The 25,072-nt window shown below is 61.9% G+C and carries 22 protein-coding genes and 1 pseudogene; 4 read left to right on the forward strand and 19 right to left on the reverse strand.

What is annotated here, in order from left to right:
* Nucleotides 1-69: 69 nt before the first annotated feature.
* Nucleotides 70-1,059, forward strand: a complete 990-nt coding sequence (locus tag AO692_RS13810) for a sugar ABC transporter substrate-binding protein (RefSeq protein WP_054310632.1) — start codon at nucleotides 70-72, stop codon at nucleotides 1,057-1,059.
* Between the two features lie 142 nt (nucleotides 1,060-1,201).
* Here AO692_RS13810 and AO692_RS13815 read toward each other — a convergent pair whose 3' ends face one another.
* The 15 genes from AO692_RS13815 to AO692_RS13885 form a co-directional block, all read right to left on the reverse strand.
* Nucleotides 1,202-2,641: an aldehyde dehydrogenase family protein gene (locus AO692_RS13815; protein WP_054310633.1), complete on the reverse strand. Its 1,440-nt coding sequence runs from the start codon at nucleotides 2,639-2,641 to the stop codon at nucleotides 1,202-1,204.
* A 75-nt stretch (nucleotides 2,642-2,716) separates the two neighbouring features.
* Entirely contained in the window at nucleotides 2,717-3,484 is a 768-nt protein-coding gene (locus AO692_RS13820; RefSeq protein WP_054310634.1) for an SDR family NAD(P)-dependent oxidoreductase, read from the reverse strand.
* Nucleotides 3,481-4,446, reverse strand: a complete 966-nt coding sequence (locus AO692_RS13825; protein WP_054310635.1) for a sugar kinase — start codon at nucleotides 4,444-4,446, stop codon at nucleotides 3,481-3,483. The genes AO692_RS13820 and AO692_RS13825 overlap by 4 nt, the downstream gene beginning before the upstream one ends.
* Nucleotides 4,447-4,477: 31 nt before the next feature.
* Complete coding sequence (locus AO692_RS13830; protein ID WP_054310636.1) at nucleotides 4,478-5,461, reverse strand: ABC transporter permease; 984 nt, start codon at nucleotides 5,459-5,461, stop codon at nucleotides 4,478-4,480.
* Nucleotides 5,458-6,489 carry an ABC transporter permease gene (locus AO692_RS13835; protein WP_054310637.1) on the reverse strand — a complete coding sequence of 344 codons (1,032 nt, stop codon included), beginning with the start codon at nucleotides 6,487-6,489 and terminating at the stop codon, nucleotides 5,458-5,460. Before AO692_RS13835 ends, AO692_RS13830 begins: the two co-directional genes overlap by 4 nt.
* The gene (locus tag AO692_RS13840) at nucleotides 6,486-7,979 is read right to left on the reverse strand and encodes a sugar ABC transporter ATP-binding protein (protein ID WP_152979833.1); all 1,494 of its coding nucleotides are present in this window, start codon (nucleotides 7,977-7,979) and stop codon (nucleotides 6,486-6,488) included. The genes AO692_RS13835 and AO692_RS13840 overlap by 4 nt, the downstream gene beginning before the upstream one ends.
* A 97-nt stretch (nucleotides 7,980-8,076) precedes the next feature.
* Complete coding sequence (locus AO692_RS13845; RefSeq protein ID WP_054310638.1) at nucleotides 8,077-9,078, reverse strand: sugar ABC transporter substrate-binding protein; 1,002 nt, start codon at nucleotides 9,076-9,078, stop codon at nucleotides 8,077-8,079.
* An 81-nt stretch (nucleotides 9,079-9,159) separates the two neighbouring features.
* Entirely contained in the window at nucleotides 9,160-9,819 is a 660-nt protein-coding gene (locus tag AO692_RS13850) for an L-fuculose-phosphate aldolase (RefSeq protein ID WP_054310639.1), read from the reverse strand.
* Nucleotides 9,820-9,844: 25 nt separating this feature from the next.
* The gene (locus tag AO692_RS13855) at nucleotides 9,845-10,621 is read right to left on the reverse strand and encodes an SDR family oxidoreductase (protein ID WP_054310640.1); all 777 of its coding nucleotides are present in this window, start codon (nucleotides 10,619-10,621) and stop codon (nucleotides 9,845-9,847) included.
* Nucleotides 10,622-10,811: 190 nt separating this feature from the next.
* Nucleotides 10,812-11,657 carry a GntR family transcriptional regulator gene (locus AO692_RS13860; RefSeq protein WP_082407365.1) on the reverse strand — a complete coding sequence of 282 codons (846 nt, stop codon included), beginning with the start codon at nucleotides 11,655-11,657 and terminating at the stop codon, nucleotides 10,812-10,814.
* A 161-nt stretch (nucleotides 11,658-11,818) separates the two neighbouring features.
* Nucleotides 11,819-13,057: an MFS transporter gene (locus AO692_RS13865; RefSeq protein ID WP_054310642.1), complete on the reverse strand. Its 1,239-nt coding sequence runs from the start codon at nucleotides 13,055-13,057 to the stop codon at nucleotides 11,819-11,821.
* Nucleotides 13,054-13,506 carry a MaoC family dehydratase gene (locus AO692_RS13870; protein ID WP_054310643.1) on the reverse strand — a complete coding sequence of 151 codons (453 nt, stop codon included), beginning with the start codon at nucleotides 13,504-13,506 and terminating at the stop codon, nucleotides 13,054-13,056. Before AO692_RS13870 ends, AO692_RS13865 begins: the two co-directional genes overlap by 4 nt.
* Complete coding sequence (locus AO692_RS13875; protein ID WP_244483362.1) at nucleotides 13,503-13,934, reverse strand: OB-fold domain-containing protein; 432 nt, start codon at nucleotides 13,932-13,934, stop codon at nucleotides 13,503-13,505. Before AO692_RS13875 ends, AO692_RS13870 begins: the two co-directional genes overlap by 4 nt.
* A complete protein-coding gene (locus AO692_RS13880; protein WP_054310644.1) occupies nucleotides 13,934-15,085 on the reverse strand; it encodes a thiolase family protein in 1,152 nt (383 codons plus the stop codon). Before AO692_RS13880 ends, AO692_RS13875 begins: the two co-directional genes overlap by 1 nt.
* Nucleotides 15,082-17,028 carry an acetoacetate--CoA ligase gene (locus AO692_RS13885; RefSeq protein ID WP_054310645.1) on the reverse strand — a complete coding sequence of 649 codons (1,947 nt, stop codon included), beginning with the start codon at nucleotides 17,026-17,028 and terminating at the stop codon, nucleotides 15,082-15,084. Before AO692_RS13885 ends, AO692_RS13880 begins: the two co-directional genes overlap by 4 nt.
* A gap of 141 nt (nucleotides 17,029-17,169) precedes the next feature.
* Between AO692_RS13885 and AO692_RS13890 the strand changes: the two genes are divergently transcribed.
* On the forward strand, nucleotides 17,170-18,348 hold the full coding sequence (locus AO692_RS13890; protein WP_054310646.1) for an acetyl-CoA C-acetyltransferase: 1,179 nt from the start codon (nucleotides 17,170-17,172) through the stop codon (nucleotides 18,346-18,348).
* A 115-nt stretch (nucleotides 18,349-18,463) separates the two neighbouring features.
* Here the strand turns inward: AO692_RS13890 and AO692_RS13895 are convergent, their stop codons facing one another.
* The 3 genes from AO692_RS13895 to AO692_RS13905 all read right to left on the reverse strand — a co-directional run bounded on the left by AO692_RS13895 (nucleotide 18,464) and on the right by AO692_RS13905 (nucleotide 22,006).
* The gene (locus tag AO692_RS13895; RefSeq protein WP_054310647.1) at nucleotides 18,464-18,829 is read right to left on the reverse strand and encodes a DUF6074 family protein; all 366 of its coding nucleotides are present in this window, start codon (nucleotides 18,827-18,829) and stop codon (nucleotides 18,464-18,466) included.
* A gap of 39 nt (nucleotides 18,830-18,868) precedes the next feature.
* Nucleotides 18,869-20,932, reverse strand: coding sequence for a TRAP transporter permease (locus tag AO692_RS13900; protein ID WP_054310648.1), 2,064 nt, complete (start codon nucleotides 20,930-20,932; stop codon nucleotides 18,869-18,871).
* Between the two features lie 84 nt (nucleotides 20,933-21,016).
* Entirely contained in the window at nucleotides 21,017-22,006 is a 990-nt protein-coding gene (locus AO692_RS13905; protein WP_054310649.1) for a TAXI family TRAP transporter solute-binding subunit, read from the reverse strand.
* 253 nt (nucleotides 22,007-22,259) lie between these two features.
* On the opposite strand from AO692_RS13905, the pseudogene AO692_RS33690 reads away from it, so the two are divergent.
* Nucleotides 22,260-22,456, forward strand: a pseudogene (locus AO692_RS33690) (hypothetical protein); the annotation flags it as partial.
* A 225-nt stretch (nucleotides 22,457-22,681) separates the two neighbouring features.
* On the opposite strand, the gene AO692_RS13910 reads toward AO692_RS33690, so the two are convergent.
* Nucleotides 22,682-24,052, reverse strand: coding sequence for an aromatic ring-hydroxylating dioxygenase subunit alpha (locus AO692_RS13910; protein ID WP_054310650.1), 1,371 nt, complete (start codon nucleotides 24,050-24,052; stop codon nucleotides 22,682-22,684).
* A 122-nt stretch (nucleotides 24,053-24,174) separates the two neighbouring features.
* On the opposite strand from AO692_RS13910, the gene AO692_RS13915 reads away from it, so the two are divergent.
* Entirely contained in the window at nucleotides 24,175-25,068 is an 894-nt protein-coding gene (locus tag AO692_RS13915; RefSeq protein ID WP_082407367.1) for a LysR family transcriptional regulator, read from the forward strand.
* Nucleotides 25,069-25,072: the final 4 nt, after the last annotated feature.

Raw genomic sequence — 25,072 nt, forward strand, 5'->3', positions numbered from 1 at the left:
AAGCCGCGGTCGGGCCACCGCATTCCGAGCTCTAGGCCGCTATAAGAACCAAGAAAAAGGGGAGTTTGAATGCGTTCCAATATCGTGAAAGGTGTCCTGGGGACGGTGCTGCTAATGTCGTCCGCCTCGCTTGCCGCGAAGGCCGAGGACCTGATCGGCTACATATCTCCCATCGCCAGCCAGCCCGGCCAGCAGATGATCAACGCCGGCATCGAGCAAGCCGCCAAGGAAAAGGGCTGGGCGTACCGGGTACTCGACGCCAACCTCTCGGCCGACAGGCAGGTTTCGCACTTGGACACGCTTCTTACCATGGGTGCGAAGGCGATCGGATCGTGGTCCCTGGACGCCAACGCGGTCGCGGGCGCGTACGACCGGGCGAAAGCGCAGAACGTGCCTGTCATCGGATTGAACTCCGTCGGCGAAGGCGTGACCAACACCGTGTGGTGGGAAACGAACACCTGCAAGCCCGGCGGCCCTTACGACCAGCAGGCAGCCTGGATCGCAAAGCGCATGCCGGCAGCGAAAATCATCGTCTTCGGTGGCCCCCCGGTCGAGTCCATCATCAACAACGTCAAGTGCTTCACGGCCGCAGCCAAGGCGGCGGGGCTCGACGTGATCGACCATGTCGACAACACTAAGGATTCGACTGCGAATGCGGCGACGCTGGCAGCCGACGAGTTGATCCGCTTTCCAGATGTGCAGGCCTTCTGGGCCTACAATGACTCGAGCGCGCTCGGCATTTCGGCGTCAGTCATCGCGGCCGGCAAGACGATCTATGACGGCAAGAACCAGGATGGCACGATCGTGTTCGGGATCAACGGCGATCAGGACGCCATACTCGCGGTGAAGGAAGGCCGGATCACCGGAACCTGGGATCCGGATCCCTATGCAACCGGGCTCGCAGTGGCCGCAGCGATGGATAGCGCAATGGCCGCGCCATCGGCCGCCCCCCAAGAATTGGTCGTCAAGGCCAAGCTGTTCACCTTCGAAAACATCGACAGCTGGGTAGATGGAGCAAAGCGAGGCTATACACTTGGCAATATTCCGCTCGTCAATTGACGAGCGGACGGCTTTCGTACTTCGTCCTGAATCCGAAGGACTACAACCTACAGGGCTTGGCCGCTGCTGGTGGACCCTCGTGGCGAACCGCCGGGCGGAAAATCAGTGAAATCCCTAATGGCTGGCCAGTCCATACTCCAATTCAGGCCGCTGCCTCGATACCGTATCCAGCCATGGCCTTCAGCTCCAGGAAATCGCCAAGGCCGAACTCGCCATGCTCGCGACCGTTACCCGACTGCTTGAAGCCGCCGAAGGGAGCCTCGGGGTCCCAAGATGCTTGGTTGATGTAAACGTTGCCCACACGAAGCTGTGCAGCGACACGCCTCGCCTGAACCAGGTCGCTCGATTGGACATAGGCGGCCAGGCCGTAGACGGAATCGTTGGCGATGCACACCGCCTCGTCCTCGTCTCCATAACCGATGATCGATAGCACCGGCCCGAATATCTCCTCCCGGGCGACCGTCATCCCCGGCGAAACGTGGGAAAAGACGGTCGGCCGCACGAAATAGCCCCTCTCCAGCCCTTCTGGCCGGCCCGGCCCACCGGCCGCCAGTGCCGCACCCTCGGCAACGCCTATCTCTATCAGCCTTTGTATGTGTTGGTACTGCGCGGCATTCACGACCGGACCGAGTTCGGTCTGCTCGGCATCGGGAGAGCCCACCGAGACAGCATTCGCGGTCTCGGCCGCAATCCTTGCCGCGCGCTCCATCAGTTCGTGCGGCACCAGCATGCGCGTTGGCGCACTGCACGATTGGCCGCAGTTCAGATAGCTGGCCTTCACGCCAAGGGCCACGTTGCGATCGAAATTCTCGTCATCGAAGATGATGTTGGCCGACTTGCCGCCGAGCTCCTGGTGGACGCGTTTGATCGTATCGGCCGCCGACTTCGCAACGGCAACACCGGCGCGGGTCGAGCCGGTGATGGACACCATGTCGACATCGGGATGGCGCGAGATCGCGTCCCCCACCTCGACGCCGTCGCCGTTGACGAGATTGAAGACTCCCGCTGGAACGCCCGCTGCATGCACCATCTCGGCAAAGCGCAGCGAGGAGAGTGGCGAATATTCGCTCGGCTTGACCACCATGGTGCAACCGGCAGCCAGTGCCGGCGCGACCTTCACCACAAGCTGGTTCATCGGCCAGTTCCACGGCGTGATCAGACCGCAAACGCCGATGGGCTCGCGCGTCAGCAGTGTTTCACCGCGTTGCTCGGTGAAGACGAAGCGTTTCAGGACATCGATCGCAGTGGCGAGATGGGCTCTGCCCAACGCGATCTGCGCGCCGCGCGAAAAGCTGCTCGCGACTCCCATCTCCAACGACATGAGCGCCGCGATCTCGTCGCTGCCTTCGTCATACAGCTCAAGCAGACGGGAAAGATAGCCGAGGCGCTCTTCCCTTGAGGTGCGTGAATAAGATGGAAAGGCGCGTTTTGCCGCCTCGACAGCCCGATCCACGTCCTGCGCCGCGCCCATGGCGATCGTAGCCACCATGGACTCGGTCGCCGGATTGATGACGTCGAAAGTCTTTGGCCGGCTCGGCGCCACCCAGTTTCCGTCGATGTAGAATTCCATTTCGCGAGCCATGCGTTCTCCTTCCGGAACCTGCATGGCTCCGGCTTGTCAGACTGGGAGTGTGGAGGATCGGCCTGCGGCCGTCGCTCAGTGGTAGTAGATACCGCCGTCGACGTTGAGCGCCTGGCCGGTGACGAAGGCAGAGAGGTCGGAGGCAAAGAACAGCACGGGGCCGATTATGTCTTCCGGCGCACCGAGCCGCTTCAGCGCTGCAACCTCTTCCCAGTGCCGGATCGCGGCTTCGCTGCCCAGATTGTTCTTGCCCATCTCCGTCAGGATGATGCCGGGGCAGATGGCGTTGACGGTGACCCCGTCCATGCCGACCTCCTGCGCCAGAACGCGTGTGAGCGTTATCACGGTCGCCTTGGTCGCGGCATAATGGCCTTGCGTCGGCACGCCCTGGCGCCCGGCAATGGAGGCGATGTTGATGACCCGCCCGGAGCGTTTGGCACGCATATGCGGCAGCACGGCCTGGCACATCATCAGCACACCCTTGGCGTTGATGTCGAAATGCGCGTCCCAGCTGGCTTCGTCGAGATCCTGGAGCAGGCTGGGTTTGAGGATACCGGCATTGTTGATCAGCACGTCGATGCCACCCGCATCCTTCAGCAGTGATGCGACCGTATCCTCGATCTCCGCCTTCTTGCTCACGTCCATCGTATAGAGATAGGCCTTGCGTCCCGCCGCCTCGATCTCTGCCTTGGTGACGTCGAGCTCGGTCGCCTGCGACGGCAGGTCCGTGATGGCGACGTCGAATCCTGCATCGGCAAGCCCTTTGGCCAACGCCCTGCCGATGCCGCGGCTTGCTCCCGTAACGAGCGCCGTCTTTCCCTTTGCTTGCGCAAGAATGGTCATGCTGCTTCCACCTTTGAAGTCTTGACCGGCAGCGAATTCATCGCCGCGATCGTGTCGTCGAACGAAACGAGTTTGCCGTCGGAGCCGAGCCCCATGGCGACCTTGGCCGCGACGGCTGTGGCAAAGCGAGCCGATTGCCTGATGTCCCAGCCCTTGATGATGCCGACAATGATGCCGGCGGTGAAGGAATCGCCGCAGCCGGTCGTGTCGAAGACCTCGACGTCGAATGCAGGCAGATGGAAAGCCTCCCCATGCTCAGGAGAAACATAAACCCCATCCGCGCCGAGCGTCAGGATGCAGTTCTTGACGCCCTTTGCTTTGAAGAAGGCCGCGACACGGGCTGGATCGGTGTCATGGGCCATCTCGCCGGCCTCATCGATACTCGGCACGAAATAGTCGATATAGGGCAGGCATGGCTCGACCAGCTTCACGGTCTCGGGCGTGGCCTGGATGAGATCGAAGGTCGTGATGCGCCCGAGTTCCTTGGCACGCTTGAGCAGGCGCACGGTCGGCTCGCCGTCGAAGCTTTTCAGCAGTCCTGTGCCTCCAACGTGGACAACCGTCGCGTCAAGTGCTGCCTCAATATCCTCTTCGGCCACGCTGAACACGGCGGCCGTTCCAGGCACGTGCAGCGCCGGCCGCTCGCCATTCGGCCGTACGGGCAGGATGGTCGAAGAGGTCTGAACGCTACCGTCGCGACGCACCAGGTCGCAGTCCAGTCCGTATTTATTCAGCTTGGCGACAAACCAGTCGCCCATGTCGTCGGTGCCAACCGTGGTGACGGCCTGCGTCCTGAGGCCGAGGATGGCGCAGTCCATGCCGGTGGCGCCGGCGGTGCCGGCAACCGTCATGCGGATCTCCTCGATGTAGTCGGCACGGCCGCCCTCGGGAATGCGCGACACCGGCCGGCCCAGAATGTCGAGCACGTAGAACCCGATGGAGCTGACGTCGAATTTTGGCATGGTCGAGAACCCTCTCGAATTCAGTGAATCATCAGTGTGAGGCGCGGCGCAGTCCGAAGCTCGCGGCAAGGACCAGGAAGACCAGCAGCCCGATGCCGACCTGCTGCCAATAGAAATTCCAGCCGATCAGCAGCAGCCCGTTTTTCACGACCGCCAGCAGGAGGACGCCAAGCAGGGTGCCAGCCACGGTAGGCTTGCGCTCGCGGCTCAGCGTCGTGCCGATGAAGGTGGCGCCGATCGCGTCCAGCAGGAACGCATTGCCGGACAGCGGCACGTAGGACTTGACGGTGGCCGAGAGCAGGATGCCGGTGATGCCGGCAAGAAGGGCGCAGCCGACATAGACCAGCGAAAGTTCGCGTGGCACCCGGATGCCCGAATGCCAGGCTACGCCCGGCTGTGCTCCCATGGCCTGGACATAGCGGCCGAACACGGAACGATGCAGCAGCAGATAGACGGCAATGGCGCACAGGATCAGCACGATGACCGGTGTGGGAATACCGAGCAATGCCGTGCGAGCGATCGCGTTGAACTGGTCGCCGGCGTAGCCGCTGGTAAGATAGATCGGCTGGCCGCCGCTGGTGGCGAGTTGCTGTGTGCTTTGTCCGATGAAAAGCACGCCGAGCGTGGCCAAGAATGGGCTGATCTTGAGGCGTGTGATCAAGATGGCGTTGAGTGCTCCGACGACAAGGGCTGCGGCCAATCCGCCGCCGACACCGACAAAACCGGAATAGCCGGCGGCCAGCAGCATGACGAAGATCATGCTGGCCATGTCGATCGAGACGCCGACCGACAGGTCGATGCCGCCCGAGGAGATGACGATGGTCAGCCCCAGCGCCACGATGGCCAGCATGACGACGTTGTTGACCAGAACGTTGAAGAGGTTCGTCGGTGTCAGGAAAGTCGGGCTGGCGGTCGCGAAAAAGACCACGATCGCACCGAAGGCCAGCAATATGCTGTACTTGGCCAGAAAGGCGCGAAGGGTCTGCCTGGCATTGTCGCTTGTGGAAACGCTCATCGGGAAGCCTCCGATCCGCGGGCAAAGGATGTGACGGCGACGACCAGCAGGATCAGCGCGCCCTGCACGCCGTTGACCCAGTAGCTCGACACATTGAGCAACTGGAAGCCGTTGGCCAGGAGGCCGATGAACAGGACGCTGAGCAGCGTGCCGCCGATCGTCGGCACGAAACGACGGGAAAAGACGGTACCAAGCAGGGCTGCCGCCAGCACCGACAGCAAAAGTTCGCCCGAGCCGGGCGTGCTGGCCGAGAGCCGGGACACCGTGAGTATGCTCGCCACCGCCGCGCAGAACCCGCTCAGCACGTAGGTGAAGGAGATATAGAACGGAACATTGATGCCGGCAGCGCGCGCGGCTTCAGGATGTCCGCCCACGGCAAAGAGACGCAAGCCGAACGACGTGTAGTGGACGATCGCGATCATGATCGCGGAAACCAGAACCAGGGCCCACGCCAGGGCGGAGATGCCGAGGAAGCTGCCCGAGACCAGGAACGCCAGCAGCGGCGATGTGGCGCCCACGACCGTGTTCTGCGTGAGCGTGAGTTCCATCCCGGCTGCCACGTTCAGAACCGCGAGCGTGGCAAGCAGCGGCAAGATGCCGAGGCCGACCACGGCAAGCGCATTCAGGGCTCCGATCGCCATGCCGACTGCGAGTGCAGCAAGAACCGCCAGGAAATCTCCGTAGCCCATAGAAAGAAGCGTCGCGTAGACGGCCGCGCACAATCCCATATTGGCTGCGATCGAGAGATCGATGCCACCTTCGGTCACATCCGAGCCGCCACCGATGATGACCATGGTCATGCCGTAAGCCAGCACGCCGAGGATCGCCGATTGCTCGACGACATTGATGAGGTTGAACGTCGAAGTAAAACCTGGAGCGAAGACAACGAAATACAGCATGATCGCTGCGAAGGCGGCTATCGCCCCGAGGCGCACAACGATGGTGCCCAGTCGACGGCTCGCATTCTTTGCGGCGGCCTGCTTTTCGTCGGACGCGCCGATTTCGGTATGAAGGGTTGTCGCACTCATGCTGCAACTCCTGCGGCAATGGAACGAGCGCCGGACGACGCAGCCAGAAGCATGTCGCTGTTCATGTCCGGGCCGGAGAAGGTGCCGGCAAGCTCGCCGCGATAGACCACCAGAACGCGATCGCAGATACCGACCAGTTCGAGAAGGTCGGACGACAGCATCAGGACCGCGGCCCCCTCGCCGGCCAACCGGTTGAGCAGGTTGTAGATTTCCACCTTCGCGCCGACATCGACGGCCACCGTCGGCTCGTCCAGAACATAGACGCGCGACTGGCAGCTCAACCACTTGGCGATCGCTACCTTCTGCTGATTGCCGCCGGAAAGCTCCCGCACCAGCGCATCGCGGGTTGGCGTCTTGATCGAGAGCTCCTTGATGAGGCCGTCGACAGCCTGGTTTTCGGTATCGCGGCTGACGAACCCGCCTCGGGAATAGCGGTCGAGACTGGCCAAGGAGATATTCTCGCGCACCGTCAGGCCAAGCGCGACACCGTGCGCACGCCGATCTTCCGGCAGCATGGCGATACCGTCGCGCACCGCATGCACCGGCGAGGACAAGGAAAGCTGGCGGCCTTCGACCATGATGGAACCGCCATCCGCTTTCTCCAGACCGAACAGGCACTGGACGATCTCCTTGGCGCCGGAGCCCAACAGACCGGTCAGACCGACGATCTCGCCCGAGCGCACGTCGAAGCTGATGTCTTTGAAACTGCCGCCGAGCCGCAGCTTCGAGACTTCGAGAACGGGGGTGCCGATCGAGACCGAGCGCTTTGGAAACATCTCGCCGACATCGCGGGCGATCATCATCGAGATGATCTTATCGATCGAGGTATCGCGCGGATCGACCGTCCCGACATCGGTACCGTTGCGCATGACGGTCACGCGGTCGCAGAGCTGTTCGATCTCCTGCATGTAATGCGAGATGAACACGACCGCGATGCCATCGTCGCGGAGGCGACGCAACACGGCAAAGAGGCTGTCGACCTCGCGCTTGACCAAAGCGGCGGTCGGCTCGTCCAACACCAGCACGGATGCCTTCTGGGCGAGCGCACGCGTGATCTGCACGACCTTCTGCTGCGCAGTGGTCAGATCCTTGACGAGCGTTCCTGCCGGCAGTTCCATGTCGAAGAAGCGTTTCAACAGATCCGCTGCCCTGCGCTCCATCGCCCTGCGATTGACGAAGGGCCCGGCTCCCAACTCGTGCCCGAGAAACACGGCTTCGCCAACCGTTGCTGTCGGCACGAGCAGACGATCCTGGTGGATGAAATGCACGCCGAGCTTTTCCACCGAAGCCGGAGTCAGCGTGCCCACCGTCTGGCCGTTGATGACGATGGTTCCGCTATCCGGTTTCACGATGCCGGCGAGCACCTTGATAATGGTCGACTTTCCCGCGCCGTTCTGTCCAACCAGGCCAAGTATCGAGCCACGCGTGATCTCAAGGTTCGCGTCTTCCAACGCGCGTACCACGCCGAATTGCTTCGATATGCCCGTCATGGACACAGCAATCTCTTGCTTTGCTGGTTGCATGGCCGTCATCCCGGTTCTGAAGATTGCCATGCCGCCGAGGAGCGGCATGGCCCTTGTCGATAGCTTACTTTACGCCTGCCTTTTCAGCAGCCGCGAGGAAAGGCTTGCCCGTCTCGGCGGCATTTTCCTTGTTGATCAGCACCGCCGGCACGAATGTGAAGGGCGGAACCTTCTGACCCGCCAGGTGCTTGGCGACATTGTCGACAGAAGTCTGGCCGATTTCATAGGGCTGCTGGGCGGCCACCGCGCCGGCTGCCGACTTCTGATCCATCACCATCTTGATGACCTCGGGGCTGCCGTCGATGCCGTAGGTCTTGACCTCCATACGTCCGGCAGCCTCGACAGCCTGTGTCGCGCCGATCTGCGGCACATCCCAGCACGCCCACACCGCTCCGATCGAGCCCTTTTCAGGGGACTTGGTCAGCATGTCGGTGATGTTGGAATAGGCGCTCTGGACCGTGTTCGGAATGACGTCGCGAAGTTCGGGCTCGACGATCTTCACTTCGGGGAAGGACGCCAGCACGTATTTGAGCTGGTCGTAGCGGATCTTGCACACCGGCACGCTGTAGAAGCCGTTGAACACCAGGACGTTGCCCTTGCCACCCATGTCGGCGACCATCTGCAATGCGATCTCGGCGCCGATATTGTAGTTGTTGGAGGTGGTGTTGTTGATGGCGTGCGGCGTGGCCGTATCGACCGTGAAAAGCGGAATGCCCGCGTCACGGATCTTCTGTAGCCAGGGGTTCAGCACCTCGAGGTTGCCGAGCTGCTCGATGATAGCATCGGGCTTCTGGGCGATCAGGGTCTGGAGCTGTGCGATCTGCTGCTGGTCCTTGCGGCCGGCGTCGAGTGCGATGACTTCGCCGCCCAGTTCCTTGACACGATCCTGAATGCCGCGAAACGCCATCAGGTCCCAGTAGTGGTCGGTGCCGATCGCGGAAACGCCGATCCGCTTGCCCTTGAGCGACAATTCCTCCGCAACCGCGCCCGACACGCTGACCAGACTGCACGCGAGCGCCAATCCCAGCGCGAGCCCCTTGACGATTCCCTTTGCCGACTTGCTCATTCTGATTACCTCCCTTGTTGTTCGCTTCAGAATTTTCTCTGAAGGGTTTGCCGGCGAATTCGCCGGCATTCTGTCAGCCGCTTACGCGGCGTCAGCCTTGTCGCGATGGCCATAGGTGGCCATGCGTTTGATGACGTTCTCGATCTCCTCCTCGGAAAGCAGCGGCGGCTCGCCGATCTGAAGGCAGCCATGGTATTGCCGCGCCAACGCTTCAACCTCGACCGCCAGCCACATGGCCTTGTCCAGGCTGGTGCCGGTGGCGATCATGCCATGATGCTCAAGCAGGCAGGCCTTGCGGTCCTGCAGCGCCCGCACGGCATTGGCCGAAAGCTCGGCGGTACCGAAGGTCGCGTAAGGGGCACAGCGTATGTCGCTGCCGCCCGCCACCGCGATCATGTAGTGGATCGCGGGTATCTTCTTTCCCATGATCGCGATCGTCGTGCAGTAGTTGGGATGCGCATGGACGACCGCGTTCACTTCAGGACGTGCCTTGAAGATATCGAGGTGGAAACGCCATTCGCTCGACGGCTGCAGGCGGCCGTCGACCACCCCGTCCCAGGCCATGAAAACGATATCCTCCGGCGCAAGCTGTTCGTAGGGCGTGCTGGTCGGCGAAATCAGCATGCCGTCTTCGTGGCGCAGGCTGACGTTGCCCGACGTGCCCTGGTTTATGCCGAGCGCATTCATCTTGAGGCAGGCGTCGATGATGGCCTGGCGCTGCTCGGTTTCCGTAGCGGTCATGTGATCTTCCAATTTTTGTTGCCCGTCACCAGGCCGTGTAGCCGCCGTCGATCGAAAGGATCGCGCCCGTCACATAGCTGGATGCCGGTGATGCGAGGAATAGAACGGCCGAGGCGATCTCCTGCGGTTCGCCGAGGCGGCCCATCGGCGTCATGTCCAGCCAGACATTGAACAGCTCTGGCCGCTCGCGCATCTTCAGCGTCATGTCCGTGCCCACATAGCCGGGGGCCAGCGCATTCACCCGCACGCCGGACTTCGCCCATTCCACCGCCAGGGCCTTGGTCATCATGTGCACGGCACCCTTGCTGACCATGTAGGAAGGAGCGGTCTGCGGACGGTTGACGATCAGGCCCGACATGGAGCCGAGATTGACGATCGATCCCTTGCCCTGAGCGACCATGACGCGACCGAAAGCGCGCGAGGCCCAGTAAACGCCGTTGACGTTGACATCCATCACCAGTCGCCACTCCTCGTCGGGCGTGTCGAGTGCCGTGTTGAGGCGGGCTATGCCGGCGCTGTTGACCAGGATGTCGATGTGCCCGAAGCGTTCGGCAAGCTCGGCGGCCATCGCTTCGACGGCCTTGGCGTCAGTAACGTCGAGCTCGCTGCGTTCGACATGACCGACGCCAGCGGATTTCAGTTTTTCAACCGCGACATCGAGGGCGTCAGAATTCAGGTCGAGCAGAACGACCTGGGCGCCACAGGTGCCAAGCGCCATGGCAGCCTCGAACCCGATGCCGCTGGCACCGCCAGTGACGACAGCCACCTCGCCCGTCAGGTCGAACTGCGATCGATAGTCCATGAAAACTCCTCCACCGGATCGCAGCAGCGCGCAGGCAAACACCTGCCCTCGCCGCCGGAAGGCGACGCCGCACATGCATCGATCCTGAAAATCCTCCGGGCCGGCTCCTCCCGACCCACAATGGCGACGTTATATGAGCTTCAACGCTCCGTCAATCTGGTTATAACCAGAAAAGAAAAATATTCAGGGATCAGGTCCGATCCAATCCGTTCACCGTCGAGGAGGGCTGCTCGACCGCCATGTGTATCCTGGCGACGGAGGAGTTGTAGAAGGCTTCGTAATATTCGAGCGCAGCGCCCTCGGCGTCATAGGCTACCGATTCAATGGCAATCAGCGGAGTGTTCACCGCCACGCCCATCTGCTCGGCTTCCTCCTTGGTCGGCAGTGCCGCCCGCAACCAGCGATCGGCACGTTTCACGGTCAGCCCGAACAATTCGCGGATTGTTCCGAAAACCGACTGGTTCTCGCCAAGGACATCCTCCAGGCCCGGCACCTTGTGGCCCGGCAGGCTGATGCGCGTCATGGTGATCGGCGCACCGTCCGTCATGTAGATACGGCTTATCCGCACGACGCTGCCACTCGACGGAATGCCAAAGACGCTCGATTCCTTTTCGTTCGGCGGACAGCGGTAGATCTCCATCGTTCGGGTGGAGACCTTGTGACCTTTCGCCGTCAGATCGTCGAACACGCCGAGATTGGCGGTCATGAAGTCGACATGGTCCCGGGCTGCTGCAACGAACATGCCCTTGCGCGGCATCTTGATGATGCGCCCTTCGCTGGACAGTGATCCGATTGCCGCACGCACGACGGGACGCGATACGCCGAAGAAGTCGCAAAGGGCCTGCTCCGAGGGAATGCGCGAATTGGCGGCGAGCACGCCGGTGTTGATCGCTTCTTCGACCTGATTACGCAACTGGACCCAGAGCGGCGCAGCCTCGTCTCGATCGAGATGAACCTTCGAGCCTATGGAACGGAAGGCTTCCGCGGCTGCGGCGTCCTCCTGATCGTAACGGGGCCGTCCGCGCGTTCTGGTCATTTGTTCCATCGATCATCAATCTTTTCGGGCAGTCACGCCGCGACTCGCGGCGGACCATTTTAGAGCAATTCCAGGAAAAGTGCGCAGCGGTTTTCCGTCCGGAATTGCGTAAAAACAAAGAGTTAGAGCGTTTCCGCATTTCCGTGAAAAACGGAAACGCTCTAGCGTAGGCCGCCTGCCATTTTCACGCTCTCCGGCAACTTCCGCAACCCGAGCATGGCAACGGCACCCAGGACAGGTCCCGGCACAAGCAGCAGGAAGGCCCAGCGCCAGCCACCGATCCATTCCGCAAAATGCGGAACGATCCAGATCGCCACGACCGTGAGCGCAAAACCCAGACCGAGCTGAACGGAAAGAGCCGTACCAACGAAGCGGCTGTCGCTGAGTTCGGTGACCGCGGCGGAGAACTGCGCTGAATCGCCGATCACCGAGATCCCCCAGACGACCGCCAGCAGTATGAAGAGCCATAGAGGCCCGGCAAACAGGAAGCCGATCAGCAAGGCGCAGCCGCCCGAAACGACCATCATGCCGGCGGTCGTGGCCGTGCGGCCGATACGATCCGACAGATAGCCCCCCAACAGACATCCAAAAATGCCGCAAGCGATCGCGATGAACGTTAGCAAGGACGCAAGCGTTGTCACATCGGCGGCTTGCGCATCGAGGGCGGCGCGTGTGTAGGCAAGCAGCCATGCCCACATGGCATAGAGTTCCCACATGTGCCCAAGATAGCCGAGATTGGCGAGCAGCAGAGAGCGGTCGCGAAAAACCTCTCCGATCCGCGAAGGCTCGAACACCGCCCTGCCGAACGGATATGGGCCCTCTTTCGCAAACAGCAGGAAAAGCAGCGCGCCGACAGCTGTCGTCACGCTCGCCATCATGACCACCGGACGCCAGTCGAGGGCAGTCAGCACCGCGCGAAAAAGGTGCGGAAATGCAGAACCGATGGTTAGCGCACCTATGACGGCGCCGAGAGCCAATCCCCTGTCGCGCACGAACCAGGTGGCAACCAACTTCAGCGCGGGCGGATAGACCCCGGCAAGTGCAAATCCGGTGACGACGCGCGCGATGACGACACCGGTCGGGCCGGGATCGAGTAGCAACATAGCATTGGCTGCAGCCGCTGACGCAGCGGCGGCAGCCATCAGCCGGTTTAGTCGCACCAGATCGGGCAGATTGACCAGGCTTGCCGTCAGCGCTCCGATCACGAAGCCGATCTGAACCCCGTTGGTCAGCCAGGCTTCGGCGCCCGCGCTCAAGGCAAGTTCCTGCCTCAGCTCGGGCAATATCGCCGTCGCCGAAAACCATGTCGTGAGCGAGAGCACGACCGCCAGGCACAGCAGCGTCAGAACACGCCAGCGGTTCCCGGTATTCGTGACCTCGCTTTGTGCCCCCGATGTCAAGGGCGTTGCAGCGGAACGGTGAAGACCGTGGCGGTGCCGGTCAGGCACAGCTCGCCCTGTTCGTTGCGCACACTGGTCTCGATCTTGCAGATCGGCTTGTCGGGGCGCACCTCCTTGATCTCGACGCGGCCGGTGATCTCTTCATCAACGCCGACCGCTTTCACGAATTTCCAGGCCACTTCCAGGAACACCGTTCCAGGCCCCGGTAAGTCTTCGGCAACGAGGGCATTCAGGATGCCGGAAGTGACGCCGCCCTGAACGATGAGCTTGCCGAACACCGACTTCTCGGCCAGCTCGCGATCGTAATGCAGGGGATTGCGGTCGCCGGTCATCTCGGTGAAGGCCTCGATGTCGCCCATGCGCGTGCGGCGTTTGCGCTCTGCGAATGCGCCGACTACCGGGCGGCCTTTCACGACACCCGCCCAGCCATCCTTGGTTTCGGTGCTCATCCCACATTTCTCCTCTGGTTCGGATCGATCTTGAAGGCCGGCAGCATGCGCCCGCCGATTTGCGTTGGCGCAAGCAACAACGGGTCACCCACTTCAGGTGCGCGAGCACCGGTCAGGATGAAGCTCAGCATCGTCGGCCCTTCGTCGAGTTCGACCAGGCCGACAAGGTAAGGGGCCGCAGGAACCCATCCGGCATGGCCGGGCTTGTGGACGAGCGAGAATGATTTCAATCGACCCTTGCCGGACGCATCGCGCCAAACAAGACGTCGGCTCCAGCAATGCGGGCATATCGGGCGCGGATAAAAGACGGCCTTGTCGCACGCCTCGCAGCGCTGGATACACAGCCGTCCCCTGGAAGCCGCATCCCAGAACGGCGCCGTCAGCGTGGTGATCGTCGGGCCTGCGATGTTCAGCGTGTCCAGATCCATCAGGATGCTCCCAGCACCAGGGCCGTCGCCTCGCTCATTGTCGCGCCGTTGCCCGTCACCAGGGCGAGCCTCGCATTTTCGATCTGACGGGCGCCGGCCTCGCCACGCAGTTGCCGGACGGCCTCGACGACATGCGTCATGCCGCCGGCAAGGTCGGGCTGGCCGAAGCCCAGCTGGCCGCCATGGGTGTTCAGCGGCTTGTCGCCTTGATGAGAAAGATCGTGATCGCGCAGCCAGGAGCCGAACTGACCCGGCGCGCAAATGCCGGCGTCCTCGATCGTCGTAGCGACCATGATCGTATAGCAGTCATAGAGCGACAGCAGGCTCATCTCGCCGGCTGTCGTTCCCGATTGCGCGAAGGCCCGCGCCATGGCGCTCTTCAACGGGCCGGAGGTGAGACACGGAGCCTGGCTCACCGCGCGGTGCGTCACCTTCTCGCCGGCACCCAGCAGATGCACCGGAGACCTGGGAAGCGAGCGAGCACGCTCGGCCGATACCACGACGACCGCCTCGCCGCCGGCGACCGGCATGACGATTTCAAGCAGGTGCAGGGGAGAGGCAATCATCGGCGAGGCCAGCACCGCTTCGACACCAGCGGGTTTGCCGTGGAATATGGCGTCGGGATTGAGCTGCGCGTTTGCTCTGGCAGCGGCGGCAATTGCCGCGAAGTCCTCCGCCTTCGACCCATAGCGGGCCATATGCGCCTGCATCAGCAGCGCATAGGAGATGTTGGCGCCCGAGGCTCCGAACGGCACATCGAATTCGCGGATCGGATTGCGGTTGGGGGATCGCGGCGGAACCTCCTCGCGATTGTTGGCAAGCACGCACAGCACGGCTTCGCACATGCCCGCCTGAATGGCCGCCGCCGCGCGCCAGACCATGCCGGCGCCGGAAGCTCCGCCGAGATCGACCACATTGGCCATGGTCGGCATCAAGCCGAGATATTCAGCGATCGTCGCCGGAACATGCTGGGGCGTCTCGCCCACCTGCGGTCCCACCAGCAGCCCGTCGATCTCGCCGGGTTCCAATCCCGCGTCGAGCACCGCGAGGCGCGAAACCTCGGCGATCATCTCGAGTGTCGTCACACCTGCAGTAAGGCGCTGCGGCTTCAGTTCGCCGATGCCGGCGATTGCACCGTTGCTGCGCCTCATGCGGCCTTACTCCGATCAAGCGAGCGGTACTCATCCAGGCAGGCGGGATCGGCGAGCGAAGCCATGTTCCTGACCGGCTTGCCCTCCACCGTCAGGCGTGCCGCCCCCTCCACCCTTTTGCCGTTCAACGTATAGGGAATGGCTTGCACGGCGTGGATGCGATGTGGCACGTGGCGTGGCGAAGCGTCCGCGCGGATACGGCGGCGAAGCTGCACCGCAAGTTCGGGCGTCAGGGTGAGGCCGTCGCCCAGCTTCACGCAGAGCACGATCTCCTCGTCGCCCTCGACCGACACACCGAAAACCAGGCAGTCCTCTATCTCGGCGAAGGTCTCGCAGGCGGCGTAAATCTCCGCGATGCCGATACGCACCCCGCCGGGTTTCAAGGTGGTGTCCGAACGACCGTGAATGACGGCCGACCCATGCACCGTCATCTCGGCCACGTCGCCATGCGTCCAGATTTCAGGACGGGCTGCGAAATAGGTGGCGTGATAGCGTTCCCTGCCCCCTTCTCCCCAGAACGTCAGCGGCATCGAGGGGAACGGCTCCGTGCAGACCAGATCGCCCTGCCTGCCGATCAGGGGAGCATTGCGTTCGTCCATCACGCCAACGGCGAGACCGAGGCCCTTAGCGGTGAGTTCGCCCCGGCGTACGGCATGGATCGGCGAACCAAGCATGAAACAGCCGATGATCTCGGTACCGCCCGAGATCGAGGCAAAGATCATGTCCCTTTTTACATGGTCGTAGACCCAGTCGAACTGGTTGGGCGACACCGGCGCACCTGCCGAAAGCAGCCATCGCAGCGAGGAGAGATCATGGAGTTGCGCTGGCGAATAGTTTTCGCCCGCAAGCGTCGACAGGTATTTCGGGCTGGTGCCGAAATGGGTGACACCGGCTTTCTCGGCCATCTTCCACAGCGGACTCGGATCAAGTCCACCGGCAGTCTTGAGGACGGGGGCGCCGTCGTAGAGCAGCACCGCTGCGCCACAGGCGAGCCCAGAGATCAGCCAGTGGTACATCATCCATGCCGTGTTGGTGTACCAGCTCATGACGTCACCAGGCCGCACGTCACCATGCAGCACGTGTTCCTTCAGGTGCTGCAGCAGCACGCCGCCGCCGCTATGGACGATTGCCTTTGGCGCTCCTGTGGTGCCCGAGGTGTAGAGCACGTAGGCGGGATGGCTGAACGGCACACGCTCGAAGGACAGGGCAGCCTCGCTGCCGAAGTCCTCGAAATTGACGGTTTCCACTCCGTTTTTCGGGGTAAGGCGCCCTGCCCCGGTCAGCACGAGAGTGCGGACGGTCGGCATTGCGGCGGTGATCTCGACCAGCCTTTCGGCGATGTCATGCTCCTTGCCGGCATATCGGTAGCGGGGTGCCACGAAAAGCACCTTCGCGCTGATCTGCCCCAGCCGATCGACGATCGCGGAGACGCCGAAATCCGGTGAGCAGGACGACCAGATCGCTCCGATCGAGAGCGTGGCGAGCAACGCCACCAGCGCTTCGACCCGATTGGGAAGGATGCCGCCGACACAGTCTCCCTTGCCGATGCCGGCCGCGCGCAGGCCCGCGGCGGTCCTGGCGACAAGCCTGCGCAGCTCGGAACGCGTGATGGTGCGGAAATGACCGCTCTCGTCGGTTTCCACGACAGCGATCGAATCCATAGCGCCACGCAACAGGTTTTCAGCCAGGTTCACGGATGCATCGGGAAAGAAGGAACTGCCCGTCATCGGCGCTGCGTCGCTGCGTTCAAAGGATCGCTGGCCGGGATCGCCGACGACTTCCGTGAAATCCCATACGCCGCGCCAGAACGGACCGGGGTCTGCGACCGACCAGCGGTGCAGCGTGTCGTAGTCATGGGGATCGACACCGTTCCGGAGCGCGAAGCGCGCAAGATTCGACGTTTCGAACGCGGCCGAAGCCGGCGCCCAAAGCACAGACGACATGATTTTTCCTCCCGGAGCGCAGGCGGGCCGAAGCCGCCATCTTGCCTGCTGATCACATCTAGATTATTGGTTATAACCAGAATGTCAAGCGCCGGCGGATCAGGATGCGATGCGCCATCGTCGCCTGTTTCGGGAGAAGTTATGAAAGAAGGAATCCATATCGTCGCGGCCAAGCGCACCCCGATCGGCAAGCTCAACGGCGCCTTCTCAGGGTTATCGGCAGCCGAGCTCGGCGGGCAATTGCTGCAAGGGATGCTCAGCGGGCTTCAGCTCGAATCCGCTGTCGTCAGCGAGGTGATCATGGGGCAGGTTCTGACCGGCGGCGCCGGGCAGAATCCGGCCCGGCAGGCTGCGCTCAAGGCTGGCCTGCCGGTCAGCGTACCAGCCATGACCGTGAACAAGGTCTGCGGCGCCGGCCAGAAGTCGATCCATCTCGCCGCCCAGGCCATTTGCTGCGGCGATGCCGACTGCATCGTCGCCGGCGGGCAGGACTCGATGACGTCGGCGCCGCATTTCATTTCAGGCATGCGCGGCGGCGTCCGCATGGGGGACCAAACGGTCAAGGATTCGATGATCACGGACGGGCTATGGGACGCCTTCCATCAGGTCCACATGGGCGTGACGGTCGAGTCGCTGGCGCGGCGCTATCAGATCACGCGCGAGGAACAGGATCGTTTCGCCTTGCGCTCGCAGGAGAAAACAGGCGCTGCCGTCCGGTATCGAAGATTCGACGACGAGATCATCCCTGTCTCGATCAAGACAAGGCAAGGCGATGTCGTCGTGGACCGCGACGAGCATCCCAACCCCGCCACCACAATCGAGGGACTGAGCCGGCTGAAGCCTGTTTTCGATCCGGAGGGGACGATCACGGCCGGCAATTCATCAGGCCTCAATGACGGCGCTGCCGCGGTACTGGTGATGTCGGAAGCTCGGATGAATGAACTCGGGCTGAAGCCTCTCGCCCGCATCGCCTCCTACGCTTCGGCAGGTGTCGAGCCGATGGATATGGGGTTGGGCCCGGTCACAGCCTCGCGATTAGCGCTCGAGAAGGCTGGCTGGCGTTCGTCCGACCTCGACGTGATGGAGATCAATGAAGCCTTCGCCGCGCAAGCCATCGCAGTCAATCGCGAGATGGGCTGGGACGAGAGCGTCATCAATATGAGCGGCGGGGCGATCGCACTCGGCCATCCGCTGGCCGGCTCCGGCTGCCGCATTGTAGTGACGCTGCTTCACGAGATGATCCATCGCGGCGCCCGCAGAGGCTTGGCCTCCCTGTGCATTGGTGGCGGCCAGGGCGTGGCCATCTGCCTGGAGCGGTAAGAGAAACTGGCTGAGCCTCACCCCGGATCAATTGGCATCGACCAAGATAGTCTTGCCGGGTCGAGACATGCAGAGAAATGACGGTTGAGCCCAGCCCCCAATTGCGGCTTGGCGGCTACATCGCAGCCGTGGAATAAGCGCGTCTCTGCAACTCGGCTTGAACAGCGAGCTGAAGCGCGAAGATTTCCCTTCGGATCGCATCTTCGGCGACACCATCCGAGCGTAGCGTGGCGACGATGCCGGCCATGCGTTGCTGCCAGAACACGTTGGCGGCTGGACCGTGGACGTCTTCCAGATCATCAGTGATCGACCGGACCAGTGCCGCGCGCGAATGGAGTGGGAAGGGAATCAGTTCAGCCATGTCGAGCAAGATCGGTTCCGATGGTTTACCGATCGTGAATGGACTGGCTTGCGCTGAAACAAAAAAGATCTCCATTCCGCGCAACGGCTTTCCGTGATGCCGCTGGCAGGTGCCGACCATCAGCCCAGGGCTTCGCGAGTGTCTTTTTCGATAAAGCGGTCAGGCGGGCTGCGCCTCCCCGGTTCGGTATGCGCTCCAGTGCCGTAGCGCGACGGGAGCGACCAGAGCGAGGCCGAGTAGCGACGAATAAAGTTCAGGCGCCACCAGAAGAAGCGCGGCAAGCACCAGCAGCACATTCTCCCACGGCTTCGTGCGCACCAAAAGGTAGCGCGAGAGGGCGGCTCCCAGGCAGGTGATACCGAGTATGCAGCCGAAAAAGGCCAGGAAGAAGTTCGGCCAGGTAAAATCCTTTGTCACCAGGAGCAAGGACGGCGAAAAGACGAACACGAAGGGCACCAATGCTTTGCCAAGCCCCAGCCGGAAAGCGGTGTTGCCGGTCTTGAAAGGGTCCGACCCCGCCATGCCTGCGGCCGCGTAGGCAGCAAGCGCCACTGGCGGGGTGATGTCGGCCAGGAGCCCGTAATAGAATACGAAGAAATGGGCGACGATCGGCTCGACCCCGAGCATCACCAGTGCCGGAGCGGCAATAGTGACCATGATGATGTAGTTCGCCGTTGTCGGGATGCCGCAGCCCATAAGGATGCAAACGACACCGGTCATGATCAAGGTGAACAGCAAGGTCAGGCCTTGTGCCGAGAAGATCATTTCGGGAATGAAGCTGCCGAACAGAAGTGACAGATGCCCTGCAGTCGCCGTGACGATGTAGGACAATTTGAAACCCACGCCGGTCAGAGTGACGATGCCGACGACGATGCCGACAGTGGCGGCCGCCGCGCCGACGGCCAACGCATATTTGGCGCCATCGCGCAGACACATCACGATATCGGCGATCGACATGCGCCGGCGCGGATTGAGCAAGCCGACGGCAATGCACATGGTTATGCCCCAGAAAGCGGCGAGATAGGGCGTATAGCCCGAAAGCAGGACCCCGATCAGGACGACAAGTGGGATGATCGTCGGCCAGTCGCGCTTCAGCGCTTCCACGACGTCTGGCATCTCGTCCGGCCGCAGTCCTCGCAGTCCGGTGCGCTTGGCCTCGAAATGCACCTGCATGAACACGCCGAAGAAGTGCATGAACGCCGGCACGATCGCCGCAAGGATGATGGTTGTATAAGGCAGTTCGAGGAATTCGATCATCAGGAAGGCAGCAGCTCCCATGATCGGTGGCGTCACCTGCCCACCGGTGGAGGAAGCCGCTTCCACGGCTGCTGCGAAGTGCTTCTTGTAGCCAAGGCGGATCATGGCCGGAATGGTCAGCGAGCCGACAGTGACGGTGTTGGCGACCGACGAACCGGAAATCATGCCGAACAGAGCGGAGCCGAAGATCGACACTTTGGCGGGACCGCCGGCGTAGCGGCCAGCAACCCATGCGGCACAGTCGAGGAAGAGCTGACCAAGGCCTATGCGGGTGGCGAAGACGCCGAACAGCACGAAATGGAAAACGTATGTGGCAACAACGCCAAGCGCGATGCCGTAGATGCCCTGCGTCGTAAGATAAAGGTGATCGACGAGTTGTGAGACGGAGGCACCTGGATGCACCAGGATGCTCGGCATGTACGGCCCGAACAACGCATAGGCCATGAAAATGATTGCAATGACAGGCAGCGGAATGCCGACGGATCGCCGCGTCGCCTCCAGCAACAGCAGGATAAGGATTAGGCCGAGCACCACGTCAAGCGTCGTGGGATTGCCGACGCGGAAGGCGAGATCGTCGAGCGGGATCAACGGTACATGCATGACCGCCACTATTGCGGCGATGGCCAGCAGCCAGTCGAAAACCGGTATACCGAACGGCCGCAGCAGGCTGGACTGAGCCGGCTTGTCATATCCCTTCTTCACCAGGGGGAAGACGAGGAAGACCAGCGCCAGGACCATCGAAAGGTGGATGCCCCGATGCAGCATCTCCTGCAACAGACCGAAGCCGGCGGTATAGTAGTGGAACAGCGATAGCGCTACCAGAAGGAAGCCGACAAGCCAGCCGGCGGCAGAGGTCAACGGCCGGAAGCGGATCTCGGAGTCGAATTTCTCCTCCAGCTCGCGCGCCTTCTCCTCATCGAACTCCATGCCGGAAAGTTTGATCCTGTCGCCGTCTTGGTCGTTCATATCCGGTTCCGTATCTTGAATTCCCAGACAAAAGAGGCGGAAGGCTCGCCTCCCGCCATTGTCGTCAGCCGGTCCAGGGACCTGTTATTTCAGGGCTCCGACCTCCTTGTAGAATTTCTCCGCTCCCGGATGGAATGGGATGCCGGCGCTGGTGACCGCGTTCTGGAGCGTGATGAGCTTGCCCTTGGCATGGCCTGCCTGCAGCGCCTTCTGGGTTTCATCGCTGTAGAGAGACTTGACGATCTTGTAGACAAGATCGTCAGGCTGCTTGGCACTGGTCACCCATTGGGCGGCGACCGATATGGTCTTGGTTTCGCCGACATTCTTGTAGGTGTTGGCCGGCACGGTGTCAGTGGAGAAGAACTTCTGTTCGGCCAGAAGCTTGTCGGCTTCCGCCCCGGAGATCGGCACCAGCGTTATGTTGTTGGTGCTGGCGAGTTCGACAATGGCGCCGGTCGGATAGCCTCCGACGAAGAAATAGGCGTCGAGCGCGCCATCCTGCAGCCGCTCGCCGGCCGGGCCGGGCTTAAGGTATTCAGGCTTTACGTCCTTTTCCGTCAGCCCGTAGGCTGTGAGCACCAGACGAGCATCGACGATGGTGCCGGAACCCGGTTCGTCGAGAGAAACGCGCTTGCCCTTGAGATCCGCGACCGTCTTGATGCCAGCATCCGCGCGCGCCACCAGATGGATAGTCTCGGGATACAGTGTCGCGATCAGCCGCAGATCCTCTACCTTTGGCTTGCCCTCGTAGAGCCCTGTGCCCGAATGGGCCCAGTAAGCGACGTCGGATTGCGTGAAACCGGATTCGGATGCTCCCGATTGGATGGCGCTGATGTTGGCCACCGAACCATTGGAGGATGTAGCGGTAGCGACCAGGCCTTCGACCCCCGCCGGTCCTGTCGCCGAGATCGAATTGGCGATCAGTCCGCCCACAGGGTAATAGGTGCCCGAAGTGCCACCGGTGCCGATACGGAAAAAGGCTTGCTGCGCGCGTGCCGGCAAGAGGCCCGCCACCGCGAATCCTGCTGCAGCCGCACCGACGGCAAAAGCACGACGGCTGATCGAAACGGTCATGATATGCTCCCTCTCAAAAAGCGGTCAGCATGTTGCAACAATTCCAATGTTGTCAACCTGCGCGCAATTCCGACCGGACCGTAGGGGCCACAGGTTCAAAATCCCAAGTAATTGCAAAGTTCTCGGCGCGAACAACACGCGAATTGCTGCCAAGAGCAACGCAGAAAATCTGATTGGACTTGGTCGAATCGGCCCTGAAGACCATGCGCGCAGAAGCTCCCCCGAGCCGATCACGGAAACTAGCGACGCCTGTTTGAGAAGAATGACCGCCGATCCCGATTTCTTTCTTGATCGGATGGCGCGCTCTTCCTGGGGCCACGCACCAACCTCGCCTATGGCGACAAAGTCACCGGCACCACCCATACCCTGTCGACACAACGCGCGGCACGCATCCGCGTTCGGCGATATGGCGGACGCAACTTCGGAGCGGCAGCACCGAAACACGAATGATCATCCGGCTGTTCCCGGCAATGCCCCGAAACAAAGGAAGGAGATCTCTCCTGAAAGTCGGCCTGGCTCATCCTTTCGACCGGGGTTGCTCCAAGGATGTTGGCCTTGGTCGTGCAGTGCTCAATGCCGTTCGTGGTACCGGCGTATTCGTTCGGTTTTTCCGAAAACCCTGGTTGGCTGTCTTATCGACTCCGACGTTGGAGTGCGCGCGATGTCCGTCATAGGTCAATCTGACAGTGGCTGTGCGATAGGCGCGGCCTGCAGCCTTCGCGTGTCGCACGCTACTTTCGCGGATGCAAAGAGCTGCGCGGGCGGCGCCCATCCCTCCTGCCGGTCGTCGCGTTGGCCGGTGATCAATGCACGCAGTTGCGACAGATAAGTCTCGACAAAGAAGGCAGTCTGAGACTCCAGCGGCGTGTAGGGTCCGGGACGATAGGCCCGCGAGGCGATGCCCTCGGCATTGTCTTCGGTAATCTTCTTGTCCTGGACGGTGGTTACGTCCCACATCCAGGAAATCCTGTCGGCGTCGACGGCCGTGTCGGCGTCCTTGTCGACCAGCCATGTCAGGATCACGTCGGTCTCATTGGCATTGCGCGGGACCATCTGGAACATCGTCAGATAATCATTGGGCGCGCTCAGGAATGAGAGCCTGCCGATCCGGAAGCCGTTCTCGCCACCGTCATACTTGTCGCGCCCGCCCATCAGGCACGAGACGGGCAGACCGTCGTCGGACAAGGTGAGACGTCCCGAACCGATCGGCTTGCGATGCATGGCGAAGGGCATCGTATCCAGGTCCCCCGGTTCCCAGACGCCTTTGTGGAACTCGGCGTCGCCGATGACGCTGTGCCAGGCATCGATCTCCTGCTTCCATTCGGCGGCGTTATATTCATCGCGCATCGCGGTCACTTTCACATGACCGTTGACGCGGAAGTACTCGGGGTGCGCCGGCCGGCAATGGTAGCACTCCAGGAAATTCTCCAGGACCAGCTTCCAATTCGCCTTGGTGAGATAGCTCTTGCGCGCCACGATGCGGGCGTTCGCCACCCCGTTTTCGCGCAGTAGGTCGGTCAATCCGGCCGCTGCCGGCTCGATATCCGGCAGGCTGTCGGCCTCGAGGCCGCACATCACGAGGCCGCCGATCACCTTCGTCGGGACCTTGTGCAGTCCGAGGTCGTCGCCGTTGACGCCTTCGGGCAGGTCGCGCCTCGTCTGCAATTCCCCAGTCAGGCGGAAGCCCCAGGCATGATAGGGGCATACCAGCAGCCTGCTGCGGCCATCCTTGAGACAGAGGCGCGAGCCGCGATGTGTGCAGACATTGTGGTAGGCTGCAATGTCGTTTTCACCGTCGCCGTAGCGGGCGACGATGATTTCCTCGTCAAACAGCTGACGGATGATGTGGCTGCCTTTCTCCGGCACCTCGCTGGCATGGGCAACGATGGTCCATTGGCGGGGAAACCACAGCTCGCGTTCAAGCGCAAAGATGTCCGGATCAAGATAGAAAGCCTGCTGCAGCGACCAGTCCTTGCGATGTTCGTCGATCAGTTTGACGACGCGGGCGCGATCGATTTCGGACAGGGTCCTGTCGTTTGCATGCATGGATGGCCTCCGCTACTGGTTAATGCCTTTTTATTAGAGTTGCAGCGAAATCTCCCCGTCATCAACCATGAATTTGATACACTTCCATCTCAAAAAGTCATAGAATACCTGCCGACTGAATCATGAAAACCCTCAAAGCCTCCCTCCCCTTGCTCAACGCGATGGTCGCGTTCGAGGCAACCGCGCGGCGCGGCAACCTGACCGCCGCGGCAGAGGAGCTCGCTATCGCGCAGTCGGCCGTGTCGCGTCACATCGCCAATCTGGAAGAACGCCTGTCACTGGACCTGCTGACGCGCAAGGGCAACCGCGTCTCATTGACCGAGAACGGCGCCACGCTTGCCGAGGCGATCCGCGACGGATTGGGCACGATCCGGGATACCATCAGCCGCCTGCAGGAGGCCGGTCACGACTCCTTCGTCATCGCAAGCGGCTACGATCTCGTCCAATCCTGGCTGATGCCGCGGTTCGATCTGGTGACCTCCCATGTCACCCATGGCCGCGTCACGCTGCTCACGTCGAGCAATGCCGATGACTACAGTCGGCCGGAAGTGGCCATTTCGATACGTTTCGGACGCCCCGAGCTTTGGCCGGGCCTCGTCGCCCGCAAACTCTTCGACGGGGAGTGGTTCCCCGTCTGCTCTCCAATTTTCCTCGAACGCTATCCGGCACTGGCGTCGGAAGATCCTGCAGCCTTCCTCGACGTGCCACTGCTGCATCTAGCGGCCCCGCAGGATGCGATCGACAACTGGCGATCCTGGATCGGCACGACGCAGAGCCTGCCGGGGCCTACGTTTTCAAGCTACCTTCCGATGATGCACGAGGCGATAGCCGGCCGCGGCGCGGCGCTCGCCTGGGCGGGCTTCATCGAGGATCAGCTGAGGCTGGGGCAGCTGGTCCGACTGACCAGGACGTCACGCCGCCATGCCGACGCCTTCTACCTCGTCACCCGCAAAAAGACGACATCAACGGAGCAGAAGGTGGCGCAGGCGCTGCTCGACAGCGTTACGCCACACTGAACTC

The organism is Mesorhizobium sp. 1M-11 (assembly GCF_001303895.1).
GTDB lineage: Bacteria > Pseudomonadota > Alphaproteobacteria > Rhizobiales > Rhizobiaceae > Mesorhizobium.

Coding starts and splice junctions, on each gene's coding strand:
- AO692_RS13855 (WP_054310640.1), bottom strand. CDS start 10,621: ATGGACTATCGATCGCAGTTCGACCTGACGGGCGAGGTGGCTGTCGTC.
- AO692_RS13870 (WP_054310643.1), bottom strand. CDS start 13,506: ATGAGCACCGAAACCAAGGATGGCTGGGCGGGTGTCGTGAAAGGCCGC.
- AO692_RS13830 (WP_054310636.1), bottom strand. CDS start 5,461: ATGAGCGTTTCCACAAGCGACAATGCCAGGCAGACCCTTCGCGCCTTT.
- AO692_RS13835 (WP_054310637.1), bottom strand. CDS start 6,489: ATGAGTGCGACAACCCTTCATACCGAAATCGGCGCGTCCGACGAAAAG.
- AO692_RS13825 (WP_054310635.1), bottom strand. CDS start 4,446: ATGCCAAAATTCGACGTCAGCTCCATCGGGTTCTACGTGCTCGACATT.
- AO692_RS13810 (WP_054310632.1), top strand. CDS start 70: ATGCGTTCCAATATCGTGAAAGGTGTCCTGGGGACGGTGCTGCTAATG.
- AO692_RS13840 (WP_152979833.1), bottom strand. CDS start 7,979: ATGACGGGCATATCGAAGCAATTCGGCGTGGTACGCGCGTTGGAAGAC.
- AO692_RS13875 (WP_244483362.1), bottom strand. CDS start 13,934: ATGGATCTGGACACGCTGAACATCGCAGGCCCGACGATCACCACGCTG.
- AO692_RS13895 (WP_054310647.1), bottom strand. CDS start 18,829: ATGGTCGGCACCTGCCAGCGGCATCACGGAAAGCCGTTGCGCGGAATG.
- AO692_RS13860 (WP_082407365.1), bottom strand. CDS start 11,657: ATGACCAGAACGCGCGGACGGCCCCGTTACGATCAGGAGGACGCCGCA.
- AO692_RS13850 (WP_054310639.1), bottom strand. CDS start 9,819: ATGACCGCTACGGAAACCGAGCAGCGCCAGGCCATCATCGACGCCTGC.
- AO692_RS13910 (WP_054310650.1), bottom strand. CDS start 24,052: ATGCATGCAAACGACAGGACCCTGTCCGAAATCGATCGCGCCCGCGTC.
- AO692_RS13890 (WP_054310646.1), top strand. CDS start 17,170: ATGAAAGAAGGAATCCATATCGTCGCGGCCAAGCGCACCCCGATCGGC.
- AO692_RS13915 (WP_082407367.1), top strand. CDS start 24,175: ATGAAAACCCTCAAAGCCTCCCTCCCCTTGCTCAACGCGATGGTCGCG.
- AO692_RS13815 (WP_054310633.1), bottom strand. CDS start 2,641: ATGGCTCGCGAAATGGAATTCTACATCGACGGAAACTGGGTGGCGCCG.
- AO692_RS13820 (WP_054310634.1), bottom strand. CDS start 3,484: ATGACCATTCTTGCGCAAGCAAAGGGAAAGACGGCGCTCGTTACGGGA.
- AO692_RS13845 (WP_054310638.1), bottom strand. CDS start 9,078: ATGAGCAAGTCGGCAAAGGGAATCGTCAAGGGGCTCGCGCTGGGATTG.
- AO692_RS13900 (WP_054310648.1), bottom strand. CDS start 20,932: ATGAACGACCAAGACGGCGACAGGATCAAACTTTCCGGCATGGAGTTC.
- AO692_RS13880 (WP_054310644.1), bottom strand. CDS start 15,085: ATGAGGCGCAGCAACGGTGCAATCGCCGGCATCGGCGAACTGAAGCCG.
- AO692_RS13885 (WP_054310645.1), bottom strand. CDS start 17,028: ATGTCGTCTGTGCTTTGGGCGCCGGCTTCGGCCGCGTTCGAAACGTCG.
- AO692_RS13905 (WP_054310649.1), bottom strand. CDS start 22,006: ATGACCGTTTCGATCAGCCGTCGTGCTTTTGCCGTCGGTGCGGCTGCA.